This is a genomic window from Chryseobacterium sp. POE27, from assembly GCF_039727685.1.
In the GTDB taxonomy this organism is placed as follows: Bacteria; Bacteroidota; Bacteroidia; order Flavobacteriales; family Weeksellaceae; genus Chryseobacterium.
Genome location: NZ_CP152475.1, coordinates 1,204,482 through 1,217,524, shown reverse-complemented (window position 1 = coordinate 1,217,524; position 13,043 = coordinate 1,204,482). Strand labels below are relative to the sequence as shown.

The window sequence follows — 13,043 nt, the reverse complement described above, 5'->3', positions numbered from 1 at the left end:
GTATATTAGCAAAATACTTCAAGAATTATAAAATTTTTTATCGGGCTATGCAGACAACCTATATTGAAACACAGCAAATTTCCTTTCAAGACTTTAAAAATCAAATACTTGGAGATTATAAGTTAGGAAGGGTTTCTCGCGAAATGTCTTATCTAGGCAGAAGAGAAGTTCTTACGGGAAAAGCTAAATTTGGTATTTTTGGGGATGGTAAGGAACTTCCTCAGCTTGCAATGGCGAAAGTTTTCAAAAATGGAGACTTCCGTTCGGGATATTACAGAGATCAGACCTTTGCATTAGCTGTTAATGCATTAACTGTTGAAAGTTTCTTTGCTCAGCTGTATGCAGATACAAGTGTTGAAAGAGAGCCTGCTTCTGCGGGAAGACAGATGAATGGACACTTCGCAACAAGAAGTTTAAATGAAGACGGAAGCTGGAAAGATTTAACGGCTCAGAAAAATATTTCATCCGATATTTCTCCGACTGCCGGACAGATGCCAAGATTATTAGGATTGGCACAGGCTTCCAAAATATACAAAACCGTAAAATTTGACGGTTCAGAAAAATTCTCAAAAGAAGGTAATGAAATTGCTTTCGGAACGATTGGTGATGCTTCTACTGCGGAAGGTCACTTCTGGGAAACATTGAATGCCGCCTGCGCGCTTCAGGTTCCGATGATTGTTTCAATCTGGGATGATGGTTATGGAATTTCAGTTCCTACCATGAAGCAAAGAGCCAAAGCCGATATTGCTGAAATGCTGAGCGGTTTCCAGAGAAAGGAAGGTGAATTCCAGGGATGTGAAATTATTCAGGTTAAGGCTTGGGATTATCCTTCATTGCTGGATGCCTACGCCAGAGCAGAGCAGTTTGCGAGAGTTGAAAGTGTTCCGGTAGTGGTACATGTTATAGAAGTTACACAGCCTCAGGGGCATTCTACTTCAGGATCTCACGAGAGATATAAAAATGAAGAGCGTCTGGCTTGGGAATCTCAATTCGATGGTTTGGTTAAATTCAAAGAATGGATATTAAATTATTCAATTGAAATTGACGGTCATGAAGAAGTTCTGGCAACTGCTGAAGAACTTGACGCGATCGATGAAGAGGCTAAAAGAACGGTGAAAGCCGGGCAGAAAGCTGCTTGGGAAAATTATCAGAAAACAATTGTAGATTTAGTTCATTCTGTTTTACCTTTAGTTGAAAATCTTAAAGGTCAGCATACTGAAATTGAAAATTATATCATTCAGTTTAATAAATTGGTTTCCAAGGCGAAAAAAGATGTTTTCCATTTGGTGAGAAGATCTTTATTGGCAACAAGAGGAACAAATTCTGTAGAAAGAAATAAATTGATGCAGAAATACAATGAGATTTTTGAGGTGGAAAAAGATAATTATTCTTCTCATTTATACTCTCAGTCTCAGTGGAAAGCTGAAAACGTAAAAGAAATCAAACCGATCTATTCTGATGCTTCTGAAGATGTAGACGGAAGAGTAGTGGTACGAAATAATTTCGACAAGATTTTCGAAAAATATCCTGAAACCTTGGTATTTGGTGAAGATGCCGGAAATATCGGTGACGTAAACCAGGGGCTTGAAGGAATGCAGGAAAAATATGGCGATGTTCGTGTTGCCGATACGGGAATCCGTGAAGCGACGATCTTAGGACAGGGAATCGGTATGGCGATGAGAGGTTTAAGACCGATCGCCGAAATCCAATATTTAGATTATATCTTGTACTGTTTACAAGGAATGAGCGATGATCTGGCAACGGTTCAATACAGAACAAAAGGAGGTCAGAAAGCGCCTGTTATCATCAGAACGAGAGGTCACAGACTGGAAGGGGTGTGGCATTCAGGTTCTCCGATGGCGGGGATTCTAAATCTTTCTAAAGGAATTCTAGTATTGGTTCCGAGAAACCTTACAAAAGCTGCCGGATTCTACAATACCATTCTTCAGAGCGACGATCCTGCGGTAATTGTTGAATGTTTAAATGGATACCGATTAAAAGAAAAACAACCTGATAATTTAGGTGAATTCACTGTTCCTGTCGGAAAAATCGAGGTGACAAAAGAAGGAAAAGATGTTACTTTGGTGACGTACGGTTCTACCTGGAGAATTGTCATGGAAGCAGCAGAAGAATTGGAAAAACTGGGAATTTCTGCGGAAGTTATTGATGTTCAGTCATTAATTCCTTTTGATTTGACCCATGAAATCGCTGGATCTGTACAGAAAACCAACCGATTGGTTGTCATTGACGAAGATGTGGAAGGCGGAACTTCAGCATTTATTCTTCAGCAGATTTTAGAAAAACAAAAAGCCTTCAGATTCCTGGATTCTGATCCGTTGACGATTTCTGCCAATGATCACAGACCGGCTTATGCAAGTGACGGAGATTATTTCAGTAAGCCATCCGCAGACGATATGGTAGAGAAAATCTACGCCCTGTTTAATGAAACAAATCCTCAGAAATATCCTGCGATATTTTAACTGGAACTTTTAGATAAATTTTGAAACCGCTTCTTTTTTTGGGAGTGGTTTTTTTAATCTATATTTGATTATCAGATTCAAAAACCATGAAATTTAAAATTTTATATCTTGTCTCTTATGTTGTTAATGACAGGATGCAAAAAAAGATAGAAAAGAAGTTTTACTTGCTGATAGAGAAGCTCCTCTAGGCTGGATATATCTAAAAATGTATGATGATAAAAGTTTTGAATTTATTTCCAATGGATTGGTAAGAGGTAATGATATATATTCAGGGAAATATAAATTGAAGAATGATACAGTTTATTTCAACTATGATGGTTTAGCTCCAGAAGCTGGTTCAAAAGCAATAATCGCAAATGGCTTTGTAAATTACTTTGGCGGAAAGTATCCTGAACGCATTGAAATTAAGTTTAACAAAATATTATTTAATAAATAATAAAAAACCATCAAACAACAGCTTTTTTGGTTTTCTTACTTTCTAAAAGAGTTTTACAAGCCTTCTCTTTTTCCGGATCATAAACATGATATTTCATTTCCCATTCTTCCAATTGATACAAAATGGGTAACAATGCCAAGCCTTTCTCCGTAAGTGAATATTCTACCCTAGGTGGGATTTCTTTAAACTCTTCACGAATTACCAGTCCGTCGGATTCCATTTCCCGAAGCTGATCGGTAAGAACTTTTCTGGAAATAACATTAATGCGCACCGCAAGTTCACCAAAACGTAATTTCCGGTCTTTAATAACCAAAACAATGATCGGTTTCCATTTGCTTCCCAAGGCAGACATTGCTTTGCCCAACGGACAGCTGTATTGCATTAATTCGTTCTTTTTCATAAAGGTTTATTTCTAATTTTTGCTGATTGATCTTTTTTATGAACACGAAGTTCACAAGGATTTCTATCTACTAACTGTTTAAAGTTTCACAAAGCCGTTCTACGTATAAGAGGGTACTATAAGCCTCTCAACCTCTATCTCAGCCTTACCGTTACCTCCACGTTACCATCATCAGTTACCGCAAAGTTACCACTTTTTTTCTTTTAGAGATACAAATGCGAACTATTATTAGTTACTTTGTGTAACAATTATAAAATAGTAAGTTAAAGATGAGCACAGAATCATTATTTGAACCTTTTAAATACAAGAATTTAGAACTAAAAAATAGAATCGTAATGGCTCCGATGACGAGAGCACAATCGGATAACGGAGTTCCAACGCAGCAGATTGCAGATTATTATGCAAGAAGAGCAGTTGCTGAAGTTGGATTAATTATTTCTGAAGGAACAGTCATCAACAGGCCGGCTTCAAAAAATATGCAGAATATCCCTGATTTTTATGGTACTGAAGCATTGAACGGATGGAAAAATGTGATTGATGCTGTACATGAAAATGGTGGAAAAATGGGACCCCAGATCTGGCATGTAGGAGATACGAGAAGTACGCCAGATTATCCTTTGGAGGATATGGAAAAAGCTTCAACGATGACTTTGGATGATATTCAGGATACGATTGCTCAGTTTGCAGCTTCTGCAAAATCGGCTAAAGATCTTGGATTTGATGTTTTGGAAATTCACGGAGCGCATGGGTATCTTATTGATCAGTTTTTCTGGGAGGTTACCAATACCAGAACAGATGAATACGGTGGAAAAACCATTAAGGAAAGAAGCCGGTTTGCTGTAGATGTTGTAAAAGCCATCAGAGCTGCAGTAGGAGCGGATTTTACGATCATTATCCGTCTTTCTCAATGGAAGCAGCAGGACTATTCGACAAAATTGGCGAGTACTCCGGAAGAAATGGAAGAGTGGCTATTGCCGTTAAAAGAAGCAGGTGTTGATATTTTCCACTGTTCGCAGCGAAGATTCTGGGAAGCGGAATTTGAAGGTTCTGACCTGAATTTCGCAGGATGGGCAAAAAAAATAACAGGACAGCCTACGATTACAGTAGGATCTGTCGGTCTTAAAGGAGATGTCACAGGTTCCTTTTCAGGACAGGGAACTGAAAAAGAGGATCTAACAGAACTAACACGCAGACTGGAAAGGGGTGACTTTGATCTCGTTGCGGTTGGCCGCGCCATCCTTCAGGATCCGGAATGGGTAAAGAAAATTAAAGAGCAAAATACCGAAGCATTGCTTGATTTTTCAGCAGAAAGTCTTGGGGTATTATATTAAAAGTTAATGGTCAATAGTGAAGCTGCTTTGCTGTCGATTTTATTTCTGAATTGACAATCAACTATTCACTACAAAGTAAAATTCACTGTTGATTATTTACATATCTTGATTACCTATTTAAATTTTTTTACAAAACCGCTTCAGAGATTTTCTGAGGCGGTTTTTGATTGTTTGCAAAAGCCGCAATATTCTGGTTAAAAAACCGTTTTCAAATTTGAAAACGGTTTTTTAACAGATTTAAAATATCTAAAATTGTCATTTAAACATGACAAAAGTGGATCATTTACAAGCCAATATTTTTGGTTGGTTTTAATTGTTTTTTGATGCTTTTTGGAAGCGCATCTTTATGAACCAGAATTGCTGTTGATTTATACTCAACATAAGGTCTTGTCACATAGATATACCCTTCGAAATCATTCGTTACGCCCCATGAGTTTTTCACCATATAATATTCTTTTCCGCTTTGGTCTTTCGCAAGTCCTACGATGTGCATACCGTGGTCGTCGGTAGTAGAAAGATTATTCAAAGCCCGCTGACGCATATCTTCCGTGATGGTTTTATCTTTTTTAGGCTCTGTGAAGAGTGTTGCTTTATTGTCTTTGCTGATCTGATCCAGATCCATATCCGGAACATAAGCTACACCGTTTTTGTAAGAGAAATAAGGTTCCGAAACATCAGTTGCCCAACCTACAGAATATCCTTTATTTACGGCGTTATCAACAATTGCTGTTAAGTCTTTCATCGGAACATTCCAGTCAGAATCATGGCTCCAGTTGTCAGGAATTGGCACTACGAATTTCTGATAATATGGATAATCTTTATAAGAAGAAATTTCTACATAATCTTCAGGATTAATTCCTACGACTTCTTTTGCAAATGTTTGAGGAGTGTAAGATTTTCCTTCATAGGTAAAATTAGAAGGAACTTTTCCTAAATATTGATCCAGAATAGCATCTACGGAAGACATCCAGTTGTCGGTAAGCTTTCCTTTAGCTCCAGCCTGAACAAGACTGTCTAAAACAGGTTTTAATTTACCCTGCATTTCAGAGAAATTATTCGTTGTCTGTCCCTGCTTCAATCCTGTATAGGCATCCTGAGGAACGGCTCCGTATTTTTTGTACATATTGATCACATCATGCAATTCTCCACCGTCGCCCCAGCTGATCGCTCCGTTGTTTAAAACATATAATTTCGCTTTATCATGGTAAGAATTTCTCGCAGTAAAAATTTCGGCGAGATCAACAGGTTTTTTACCCATTCTCTGCATTTCAGATTCAAGGAAAGAGTTTCCCGAATAGCTCCAGCACGTTCCTGAAGAACCCTGGTTTTTAACTGAAGTAGCTCCAACGTCTTTCAACGTGGTGAACTGGAAATTGGCATTTTGAGACTGATTGTTTTTTAACTTGTTGATTAAGTCATCCTGAGCAAACATCATACTTCCTGCAGACAAAACAAAAAGTAATGATACAAATCTGGTATTTTTCATTACTGTAAAAAGATTATTTATACGAATAGTCGTTCATAGTAAAGATTTGTTACAGGCGAAAAGGTTAAATCTGTTTATGGTTTTTTATGAAAAGATAAAGAGATTGGTAAAATTTTCATTGCCGATGTTATATCTATTTTTTCCGATGCTTTATATACTTTGGCGGATGCTTCATATAGTTTAGACAAAGCTATAAATATTTCACATGATGCTTTGTTATTTTTTTAGTGGATATTTACGAATGTAATCTATATTTATAAGATAAACTATTTCAAGTATATGGATGAAAATAATACAACATTTAATAGAGTTTATATAAAGTCTCTAAAATTTAAAGTGTTAGTTTTTATTGAACAAAAATTAATTCCATGAAAAAAACTATTCTATTAAGCGCATTCGTTGCGACTGTATTAGTAAGTGCAAAAGGCACAGAAGAAATCAAATCAACTAAAGAAGGAGAAAAAAGAAGCTGTGAAAGAATCTAAAGCATCTACAAACAATGATTCTGAAAAAAATGAATTGTTATGAATATGCAATGTATATTCCTTGTACAGAAACATATGTTACAGACACACAATGTTGGGGTCCGGGCAGTGGCACTGCAACATGGGAAGATGCTTGGAATTGTGTTAATCAGAATGGAGTATTGATGATTGAATTTTTTTGTGGCTAATATTTCTATAACTTAAAGAAGTCTCGGTTTAATGCCGGGACTTTCAAATAATCGTAAATTTAAACCATGCGAAAATCCATTCTTATAATTTGTCTAATATTATCGAAGTTCCTTCTTTGTCAAGAACTTGAACACTCTAATATAAAATGTAATTACCTCACTACCTTTTTAATTGATACTACTGATATTAATACAAAAAAGGAAGAAATGACGGGATTATGGATAGGAAAAAATTCTTCAGTTTTCAAAAGTGATCAAAAGGCAATATATGATTCATTAACAAAAGAATCAACAAAAAATAGTATGGCAAATCCAGTTAACGGAAAAATTATAATAGATTTTTCGCGTATTCCAAGAGCTTATTTTATTCCCGAAGTTTTCAAAGTTGGTGAAAAAATGGAGATTTTTGATAAAATTTTAGGAGTGTACTACAAATACGAAAATGATCAAAAGATTAAGTGGACATTAGTTAATGAATCAAAAACAATCAGCACTTATACATGTAGAAAGGCAATTGGTAAATATCGGAATAAAAATATTACAGCATGGTACACAGATGAAATTCCCATTTCAGAAGGACCTTACACTTTTAAAGGATTGCCAGGTTTAGTAGTAGAGGCGTACGATGATAAACACTATTTCCATTTTACATTAGTAAAGTTAAAAGATTTAAATCAGCTTATAGCACCTATAAGAGGTGAGATAAGTACAAATTATGAAAGGTTTTTGAAAAAAAGAAATGATTTCCAAAATGATCCCGCAGGAGCCTATTTTGTTGCAACAGGGAAACAGACTCCAAAAGATCAAATTGAAAGGATTACAAAAATGCACCGGAAAAACAATAATCATTTAGATTAAGTTGAGCGTTTTTATCGATTAGAAACTTTTTTGTGGTTTTATTTTACTGCAATTTGATAATCCATTTGAAAGATGCAAAACCCTACGTAAAACCTTTTTTAAGGTTTTTTTTAATTTAATATTATTTAACAATTAGAATAATCCTCCATAGTTCACTGAATTCATTTATTTTTTAAAAAAGTTTACTATGTTTCCAACCTTTTTACAATCTTCTGCATCTATGTAGATATAAATCCTGATGTATGGAACGAGAGCTATTATTGGAATGTCAGCGGAATGACCGCAATGCGCAGCGGAAAGTCTACGAAAAGATGGCAGGAAAACTGTACTCGGTTTGCAAACGCTATCTGAAAAACGACGAAGATATCGAAGAAGTTCTGGCCGACACTTTTTATAAGATCTTTACTAAAATAGATCAGCTTCATCAGCCGGATGTTTTTGAAGCGTGGGCCAGAAAAATTGCCGTCAATGAATGTCTGCAGAAGCTTAGGGCTACGAAAAAGCTGCATATTTCGCTGGAAGAGAATCATGTAAGTTTTACCGATACGGCAATTGAAAATATTTCTTTTGAAAAGGATATCCTCAGTCTCCTGAACTTTCTGCCGGAAGGGTGCAGGGCTATCTTTAATCTTTTTGCCATCGAAGGCTATCCTCACAAAGAAATTGCAGTGATGCTTTCTATCAGTGAAGGAACCTCAAAATCACAGCTCAATTTCGCAAGAAAAAAACTTCAGGAACTTCTGGTGAATCAAAACATTTAAACTTGACAACAATGGAAAATAATCACGATATCGATAAAACTTTTAATGAAGCTTCTAAGAATTTGGAAGAACCTGCGACTTTTCCCGGGTTTGACAAAGTTTGGGCGAAGGTTGAGGAAAGACTGGACAAAAAGGAAGAGAAGAAACGGAAAATTATTCCGGTTTGGATCCCTTACGGGATTGCTGCCAGCTTATTGATGGTATCCGGGATTTTCTATTTTACTCATGAAAAGGAAAATAAGGAAACGGAACATGAGGTAATCGCAACCAATACGAGTATTCGGGAGGATATTTCCGCTGAACCTTCAGCATCTGTGCAGAATATTGACAGTATGGTAAAGATGAATATTAAAAACAAAACCTTACCGGCATCATCAGAAAAAATAATAGCGTATCAGGCATCTGCAAAAAAAGACAGCTCTTTCATATTCTCCGATGTCTGAAATGAGCACTCCCATAGCATCTCATCAGGAGGTTGCACAGGCTGCGGAACAAAAGATAATGGCGATGGATAGTTTAAGACGTCAGAATATCGAAGAAGTGATTGCCATAGGGATAAAAAAAGAAAAAGCTTCGATGAATGCCATGGCTTCAAGCCAGAAAGTTTCCGGTTTTAATACGGTGGGAGATACTGCAGAATCCTCTTATTCAAATCTTGCATTCAATCTTAAAGAAAAAGAAACGGAAATTAAATCTTATAATAAAGTCTACACAAAATCGCAAAAACCGTTAGCATTTAATCCCGTTACAGAAAACCGGTTAGCTGAAAAAGCGGATACGAGTAGGTTTAAAATAACTCTGGGATTACATACCAATGTTGAATCGAGAAGATCAAATAAGGCAGAGGGCTCCATCAGTATCCGGGGAACGGCTCAGACGAATCAGAACCCGATGGTTGTTATTGACGGTAAGGTTTCTGATATGGAAACTTTCAGAACTTTAGATTCCAAAAAGATTGATGAGGTAATTGTCTTGAAAGGTGATAGGGCAGCATTTTTATTTTCCGGAGAGAAAACCCGTAATGGTGTAATTGTGGTCATTACCCAATCTATTTCCAGAAAAGAAAAGAAAAAACTGAAAAAACTTCTTAATGAGAATATAACTGAAAATAAACCTTAACCATTTGAAAACTAATATTCTTTCAATATAAATCTTATAAGAAACTTCTACGGAGGTTTCTTTTTTTCTTCTGATAAAGTGCAACCTTCTCGATAAAATGAATCTTTTGTATAAGAAGTTTAAATTTAAAGTAACAATATGAAAAAAATAGGTGCAACGATATTTGCAATAGCTTTATTGGCAGGATGTAAAACAAAAACTATTTCAGCATCAAAGGAAATAAAAAAGTTCAGCGTTGAAAAAGATAAGGATCAGGATGGTATCAGAAACAGCCGCGACAAATGTCCTGACACAGCAGGACCTATTGAAAATAAAGGCTGTCCGTGGCCGGATATGGATAATGACGGTATTCCGGATAAGGATGACCAGTGTAAAGATGTTGCAGGGCCTGTTGAAAATAACGGTTGTCCGTGGCCGGATACAGACGGAGACGGTGTTACAGATAAAGACGATGCCTGCCCGACTGTTGCAGGACCCGCAGAAAACAACGGCTGTCCGTGGCCGGATACAGATGGCGACGGCATTCTGGATAAAGATGATGCCTGTCCTACTGTTCCCGGACTTCCGGAATATAATGGCTGCCCAAAGCCTAAAATGGTGACGGCGATGGAGGTTGAATCTTCATTTAGCCCTTATGTAGGAAAGTCATATAACAATAAACGGTTTAGTAAGAAAACAGTAAAAAAAAGCGGCAAAGAAATATATTGATTATGATCATGAAGAGTATGATGCATTGGTGGAGAATCCTTTTGAGCTGACTAAGAACCAGCCATTGTCAACATTTTCTATTGATGTGGACAACGCTTCCTATTCCAATGTCAGAAGAATGATTGGATATGGAGAGGTTGATAAAAATGCTGTGAGAATCGAGGAAATGATTAATTACTTTAAGTATAATTATCCTCAGCCCAAAAGTAACGGACCTTTTTCTATCAATACCGAACTGGATCAGGCACCCTGGAATCCCAATCATAAACTGCTTAAAATAGGATTGAAAGGAAAAAATATTCCTATGAATAATCTCCCTCCATCCAATATTGTATTTCTGATTGATACCTCGGGTTCTATGGAAGAAGAAAATAAGCTTCCGCTGCTAAGATCTTCATTAAAGATTTTGCTGGATCAGCTAAGACCCATAGATAAAGTTGCGATCGTTGTGTATGCGGGAAGCGCAGGTGTTGTTTTGTCTCCGACTTCTGTTGCTGAAAAAGGAAAAATAATAAAAGCGCTTGATCAGCTGCAGGCAGGAGGAAGTACTGCCGGCGGAGCGGGGATCGAGCTGGCTTACAAACTGGCTCAGGAAAATTTTATAAAAGCAGGAAATAACCGTGTCGTTTTGGCTACAGATGGAGATTTCAATGTTGGGGTGTCTTCCAAAGGAGATCTTGAAAGTTTAATTGAAGAGAAAAGAAAATCGGGAGTTTTCCTTACCTGTCTTGGCTACGGAATGGGAAATTATAAAGACAACAGAATGGAAACCCTGGCGGATAAAGGGAACGGGAATTATGCCTACATCGACAATCTGCAGGAGGCCAATAAGTTTCTGGGAAGAGAGTTTGCCGGAAATATTTATACGATTGCAAAAGATGTGAAAATTCAGATTGAATTTAATCCTAAATATGTAAAATCTTACCGGTTAATAGGATATGAAAACAGGAAATTAAGAAATGAAGATTTTGAAAATGATAAAATCGATGCCGGAGAATTGGGTAGCGGGCATACTGTAACAGCGTTGTATGAAATCATTCCGGCAGATATTCATTCCGGATTTTCACCAAAGCAGAGTAAACTTAAGTATTCGGCAACTTCGACTACACAAAAATTTGGTGATGAATTAGGAACGATAAAGTTCAGATATAAGAAACCGAGAGGATCGAAAAGTTCGGAAATTGTTGAGACTATAAAGCATTCAGATACTCCGAATATAAGCACCGATTTTAAATTTGCTTCTGCTGTAGCATGGTTTGGCCTGGTGTTAAGAGATTCAAAATTAATTAAGAAAAAAAGTTTAACAGATATCGAAAGTCTTGCAAAACAGAATACGGGAAAAGATACGGAAGGTTACAGAGCAGAATTTGTCGATATGGTTCATAAATATGAAGGTTTTCATAAGTAAATATAAGTTAGGTGGAGCAGGCGTTGTAAAAAATGTCTGCTTTTTTTGTTTAAGAACAGTATTTGTAGAATCATTCGGGAAAAATGTATCTTTTTTATCTGTGATAGGGTAGGTTTTTGTATTTTTAAGGGTGTTAAAAACATATCATGAAAAACTTCAGTTATCTGTTCAGGCTTATTATAATTCCGGCATTTGCATTTATTGGTCCGGGACTCAGTGCCGGAACTCCGGAAAGCACACTTAAAGTTTTCAGAAAATTTTCTGAAAAATTACAATCTGTAAAGACAATCTCCTATCACTATACAAGAGAATTTATTTATCCTGCAGAAGATTATCACAGCAAATCGGAGGGTGAAATGTATATTGATTTCAGCAAAGAAAATGATCTTACAGGATTCCGGTATCAGTATAAGGACGAAACCGGCTTTTCCGTATTCAATAATGCTGAACTTTTTGAAACGTCTGAAGAAGACCGGACCATTCAGATTAGCACCAAACTTAAGATTTCGGATTTTGAGGGGCTGTCTGCACTGTACAACTCCATGATTACAATGAGGAATATGCTACCGACCGTTATTGCAGACAGAAATATGGTGAAGCAGGTTAAAGATACTTTAATCGGAAAAAAAACATTTTACCTTCTCAGCTTTCAAACCCAGGATATGTATCCTGATTATCTTGGAAAGGCATTTAAAAAAACTACGCAAAAAATAATATTTCATAATAAGATAATTGTTGATAAGAAAAGTTTCCTGCCGGTGAGTTATATTCAGCTTAAAGAAGGCAGCAGGGATATCAACAGGACGGATTTCTCCGATATTAAGCTTAATCCGGCAGCTCCGGAAGAGAAAAGCTGGTATTATTCAACCTACCTGAAAGACTACAAAGAAGTGAAAAAGGAATCGGTAACGCCTATCAGTGTCGGCTCGCCCGCCCCGGATTTCACCCTGATCCAAAATGATACCGGAGAAAAAGTAAGCCTGAGTAACTTCCGGGGACATCCGGTATTGCTGGAATTCTGGATCAAGAACTGCAGTTACTGTATTAATGCTGTTCCTGAACTCAATACACTAAATACGAAGTACAGACTTTCAGGCTTGAAAATATGGGGTATCAATACAACGGACAGTCAGCAGGCCATCAATCAGTTTGTACATCGGCAGAAAGTAAACTATACGGTTTTGCTTGGCGATGCAGCCGTAGGTAAAAACTATGGGATATCCGCATTTCCACAGGTCGTACTCATTGATAAACAGGGTAGTGTGATTTATTCTGGAGGTTTGGATATGTCGGTTCTGGATGCTTTGATTAGTAAAAATTTATAAGTATTGTTTTTACTGATAGAAATTAATTATTTAATTTTCAAAAATTATTGAAAGTTCA

The 13,043-nt window shown here is 36.8% G+C and carries 11 protein-coding genes and 1 pseudogene; 10 read left to right on the top strand and 2 right to left on the bottom strand.

Going from position 1 to position 13,043, the window contains the following annotated elements:
- Window positions 1-47: 47 nt before the first annotated feature.
- Entirely contained in the window at window positions 48-2,480 is a 2,433-nt protein-coding gene (locus tag AAHI02_RS05615; RefSeq protein WP_346985825.1) for a thiamine pyrophosphate-dependent enzyme, read from the top strand.
- Window positions 2,481-2,685: 205 nt separating this feature from the next.
- Window positions 2,686-2,916: a hypothetical protein gene (locus tag AAHI02_RS05610; protein WP_346985824.1), complete on the top strand. Its 231-nt coding sequence runs from the start codon at window positions 2,686-2,688 to the stop codon at window positions 2,914-2,916.
- Window positions 2,917-2,926: 10 nt separating this feature from the next.
- Here AAHI02_RS05610 and AAHI02_RS05605 read toward each other — a convergent pair whose 3' ends face one another.
- Entirely contained in the window at window positions 2,927-3,316 is a 390-nt protein-coding gene (locus tag AAHI02_RS05605) for a helix-turn-helix domain-containing protein (protein WP_346985823.1), read from the bottom strand.
- A gap of 269 nt (window positions 3,317-3,585) precedes the next feature.
- Between AAHI02_RS05605 and AAHI02_RS05600 the strand changes: the two genes are divergently transcribed.
- Window positions 3,586-4,647 (top strand): NADH:flavin oxidoreductase, encoded by a 1,062-nt coding sequence (locus tag AAHI02_RS05600; RefSeq protein ID WP_346985822.1) that lies wholly within the window; start codon window positions 3,586-3,588, stop codon window positions 4,645-4,647.
- 283 nt (window positions 4,648-4,930) lie between these two features.
- On the opposite strand, the gene AAHI02_RS05595 is transcribed toward AAHI02_RS05600, so the two are convergent.
- Window positions 4,931-6,133 (bottom strand): C1 family peptidase, encoded by a 1,203-nt coding sequence (locus tag AAHI02_RS05595; RefSeq protein ID WP_346985821.1) that lies wholly within the window; start codon window positions 6,131-6,133, stop codon window positions 4,931-4,933.
- Between the two features lie 739 nt (window positions 6,134-6,872).
- Here AAHI02_RS05595 and AAHI02_RS05590 point away from each other — a divergent pair.
- The 7 genes and pseudogenes from AAHI02_RS05590 to AAHI02_RS05560 all read left to right on the top strand — a co-directional run bounded on the left by AAHI02_RS05590 (window position 6,873) and on the right by AAHI02_RS05560 (window position 12,985).
- A complete protein-coding gene (locus tag AAHI02_RS05590) occupies window positions 6,873-7,664 on the top strand; it encodes a GLPGLI family protein (RefSeq protein WP_346985820.1) in 792 nt (263 codons plus the stop codon).
- 242 nt (window positions 7,665-7,906) lie between these two features.
- Window positions 7,907-8,425: a sigma-70 family RNA polymerase sigma factor gene (locus AAHI02_RS05585; protein ID WP_346985819.1), complete on the top strand. Its 519-nt coding sequence runs from the start codon at window positions 7,907-7,909 to the stop codon at window positions 8,423-8,425.
- A gap of 11 nt (window positions 8,426-8,436) precedes the next feature.
- Complete coding sequence (locus AAHI02_RS05580) at window positions 8,437-8,868, top strand: hypothetical protein (protein ID WP_346985818.1); 432 nt, start codon at window positions 8,437-8,439, stop codon at window positions 8,866-8,868.
- Between the two features lies 1 nt (window position 8,869).
- A complete protein-coding gene (locus tag AAHI02_RS05575; protein ID WP_346985817.1) occupies window positions 8,870-9,544 on the top strand; it encodes a hypothetical protein in 675 nt (224 codons plus the stop codon).
- A gap of 240 nt (window positions 9,545-9,784) precedes the next feature.
- Window positions 9,785-10,156, top strand: a pseudogene (locus AAHI02_RS05570) (thrombospondin type 3 repeat-containing protein); the annotation flags it as partial.
- Between the two features lie 160 nt (window positions 10,157-10,316).
- Window positions 10,317-11,660, top strand: a complete 1,344-nt coding sequence (locus AAHI02_RS05565; RefSeq protein ID WP_346985816.1) for a VWA domain-containing protein — start codon at window positions 10,317-10,319, stop codon at window positions 11,658-11,660.
- 146 nt (window positions 11,661-11,806) lie between these two features.
- Complete coding sequence (locus AAHI02_RS05560; protein ID WP_346985815.1) at window positions 11,807-12,985, top strand: TlpA disulfide reductase family protein; 1,179 nt, start codon at window positions 11,807-11,809, stop codon at window positions 12,983-12,985.
- Window positions 12,986-13,043 lie beyond the last annotated feature (58 nt).